The sequence below is a fragment of the Mesorhizobium sp. M0587 genome (assembly GCF_040320945.1).
Lineage (GTDB): Bacteria > Pseudomonadota > Alphaproteobacteria > Rhizobiales > Rhizobiaceae > Mesorhizobium.
This window is the reverse complement of the sequence record NZ_JAMYQP010000087.1, coordinates 1-3537: the sequence shown is the minus strand read 5'-3', so window position 1 is coordinate 3537 and position 3537 is coordinate 1. Positions and strand designations below refer to the sequence as shown.

Genomic DNA, 3537 nt, shown 5'->3' with positions numbered 1-3537 from the left:
GCGACGATCTCTTCGAGATCGCGCGGGTGGGCATTGGCAATGAGAACGATCAAGTGTCTTAAGGGCAATTGGTGGATGCCTTGGCATGCACAGGCGATGAAGGACGTGATACGCTGCGATAAGCTACGGGGAGGTGCGAATACCCTTTGATCCGTAGATTTCCGAATGGGGAAACCCACCTAAGGTGCTTGGAAAATCAGAGTAGCAAGGTGACTTGCTGCTGTGGTTTCCAAGTATCTGTTATAGGTAACTTACCCTGAATACATAGGGGTAAAGTGGCGAACGCGGGGAACTGAAACATCTAAGTACCCGTAGGAAAGGACATCAACCGAGACTCCGGAAGTAGTGGCGAGCGAACCCGGACCAGGCCAGTGGCGATTGAGAGACAAGCGGAACCTTCTGGAAAGTAGGGCCATAGTGGGTGACAGCCCCGTACGCGTAATGCAATCAATCGTCCTCGAGTAAGGCGGGACACGTGAAATCCTGTCTGAAATTGGGGGGACCACCCTCCAAGCCTAAGTACTCGTGCATGACCGATAGCGAACTAGTACCGTGAGGGAAAGGTGAAAAGCACCCCGACAAGGGGAGTGAAAGAGTACCTGAAACCGATTGCCTACAAACAGTGGAAGCCCAAGGTTCGTCCTGGGTGACCACGTACCTTTTGTATAATGGGTCAGCGACTTAGTGTGACGAGCAAGCTTAAACCGCTAGGTGTAGGCGCAGCGAAAGCGAGTCTGAACAGGGCGTTCAGTTCGTCGCATTAGACCCGAAACCGAGTGATCTAGCCATGAGCAGGTTGAAGGTAAGGTAACACTTACTGGAGGACCGAACCCATAACTGTTGCAATAGTTCGGGATGACTTGTGGCTAGGGGTGAAAGGCCAATCAAACTCGGAAATAGCTGGTTCTCCGCGAAATCTATTTAGGTAGAGCGTCGACCGAATACCCCAGGGGGTAGAGCACTGGATGGGCTAGGGGTCCTCACCGGATTACCAAACCTAACCAAACTCCGAATACCTGGGAGTACTAGTCGGCAGACACACGGCGGGTGCTAACGTCCGTCGTGAAAAGGGAAACAACCCTGACCTACAGCTAAGGTCCCCAAGTTATGGCTAAGTGGGAAAGGATGTGAGGATCCCAAAACAACCAGGATGTTGGCTTAGAAGCAGCCATCATTTAAAGAAAGCGTAACAGCTCACTGGTCTAAATAAGGGTCTTTGCGCCGAAAATGTAACGGGGCTAAAGCCATACACCGAAGCTTAGGGTTTGATCCGCAAGGGTCAAGCGGTAGCGGAGCGTTCTGTAAGCTGACGAAGCCATACCCGTGAGGGGTGGTGGAGGTATCAGAAGTGCGAATGCTGACATGAGTAACGTAAGGGGAGTGAGAGACTCCCCCGCCGAAAGACCAAGGGTTCCTGCTTAAAGCTAATCTGAGCAGGGTTAGCCGGCCCCTAAGACGAGGCGGAAACGCGTAGTCGATGGGAACCACGTTAATATTCGTGGGCTTGGAGGTAGTGACGGATCATTGAGGTAGTCCAATCTTATCGGATTGAACGGGCTGCTGCGTGGTTCCAGGAAATAGCTCCTCCTTATAAACCGTACCCGAAACCGACACTGGTGGTCTGGTAGAGTATACCAAGGCGCTTGAGAGAACTATGCTGAAGGAACTCGGCAAATTGCACGCGTAACTTCGGAAGAAGCGTGACCCTTTTCTACGCAAGTAGAGGAGGGTGGCACAGACCAGGGGGTAGCGACTGTTTATCAAAAACACAGGGCTCTGCGAAGTCGCAAGACGACGTATAGGGTCTGACGCCTGCCCGGTGCTGGAAGGTTAAGAGGAGGGGTGCAAGCTCTGAATCGAAGCCCCAGTAAACGGCGGCCGTAACTATAACGGTCCTAAGGTAGCGAAATTCCTTGTCGGGTAAGTTCCGACCTGCACGAATGGCGTAACGACTTCCCCGCTGTCTCCAGCATAGACTCAGTGAAATTGAATTCCCCGTGAAGATGCGGGGTTCCTGCGGTTAGACGGAAAGACCCCGTGCACCTTTACTATAGCTTTACATTGGCATTCGTAGTGGCATGTGTAGGATAGGTGGTAGGCTTTGAAACCTGGGCGCCAGCTCAGGTGGAGCCACCCTTGAAATACCACCCTTATCACTATGGATGTCTAACCGCGGCCCGTTATCCGGGTCCGGGACAATGTATGGTGGGTAGTTTGACTGGGGCGGTCGCCTCCTAAAGAGTAACGGAGGCGCGCGATGGTGGGCTCAGAACGGTCGGAAATCGTTCGCTGAGTGCAATGGCATAAGCCTGCCTGACTGCGAGACTGACAAGTCGAGCAGAGACGAAAGTCGGTCATAGTGATCCGGTGGTCCCGCGTGGAAGGGCCATCGCTCAACGGATAAAAGGTACGCCGGGGATAACAGGCTGATGACCCCCAAGAGTCCATATCGACGGGGTTGTTTGGCACCTCGATGTCGACTCATCGCATCCTGGGGCTGGAGCAGGTCCCAAGGGTATGGCTGTTCGCCATTTAAAGCGGTACGTGAGTTGGGTTCAGAACGTCGTGAGACAGTTCGGTCCCTATCTGCCGTGGGTGTAGGAATATTGAAAGGATCTGTCCCTAGTACGAGAGGACCGGGATGGACGGATCTCTGGTGGACCTGTTGTGGCGCCAGCCGCATAGCAGGGTAGCTATATCCGGACGGGATAACCGCTGAAGGCATCTAAGCGGGAAACCCACCTTAAAACGAGTATTCCCTGAGAACCGTGGAAGACGACCACGTTGATAGGCCGGGTGTGGAAGAGCGGCAACGCTTGAAGCTTACCGGTACTAATAGTTCGATCGGCTTGATCGTTCTCATTCCTTATGCCCATTTGACGAAGTCAAATGGTCTACCAGCGCTCACGCATGAGCGGCCCTTGCAGGGCCTAAGCTTAAGCGAGGGCGCCGGAAAACCGGCGACGCGCAGTCGCGCTTGCGGGCTTTGCCCGGAAGCAAACTGTGGATGTCGCTCAGGCACAAAAAGACAGGTGAAGAGCATGAGCCAATAGCGAATAGGCATCCCCTACTCACTATTCGCTACTCACTATTCCCTATTCCAGCTTCTCGAAACAACGTGCGTTTTGCCGACCTGGTGGTTATGGCGGAGCGGCTGCACCCGATCCCATTCCGAACTCGGCCGTGAAACGCTCCAGCGCTGATGGTACTTCGTCTCAAGACGCGGGAGAGTAGGTCGCTGCCAGGTCTGCTAAATGCACGTTCATCTCATATCCAGAGCCAAAATGCTGGATAGAGAAATCTTCTCTTTATGAAAACAAGGCCCGCCAAGGGATCCGGGGCCGCGCAAGCGGCCCTTTCAGTTGGCGGATCAAACCAAGCAAGGGTTGACGCGGGGTGGAGCAGCCCGGTAGCTCGTCAGGCTCATAACCTGAAGGTCACAGGTTCAAATCCTGTCCCCGCAACCAAATCAAACAGCCCGCCCGGCTCTCGCCCGCGGGCTGTTTCGATTCCAAGCTAACCCCAGACCCACCAAGC

Annotated in this window: 1 tRNA gene and 2 rRNA genes; all 3 read left to right on the top strand. The window is 54.0% G+C overall.

Going from position 1 to position 3537, the window contains the following annotated elements:
* The first annotated feature begins 47 nt into the window (after positions 1-47).
* The 3 genes from NKI49_RS33045 to NKI49_RS33035 all read left to right on the top strand — a co-directional run bounded on the left by NKI49_RS33045 (position 48) and on the right by NKI49_RS33035 (position 3467).
* Positions 48-2857, top strand: a 23S ribosomal RNA gene (locus tag NKI49_RS33045).
* Between the two features lie 275 nt (positions 2858-3132).
* Positions 3133-3247, top strand: a 5S ribosomal RNA gene (rrf, locus tag NKI49_RS33040).
* 143 nt (positions 3248-3390) lie between these two features.
* Positions 3391-3467, top strand: a tRNA-Met gene (locus NKI49_RS33035).
* The last annotated feature ends 70 nt before the right edge of the window (positions 3468-3537 follow it).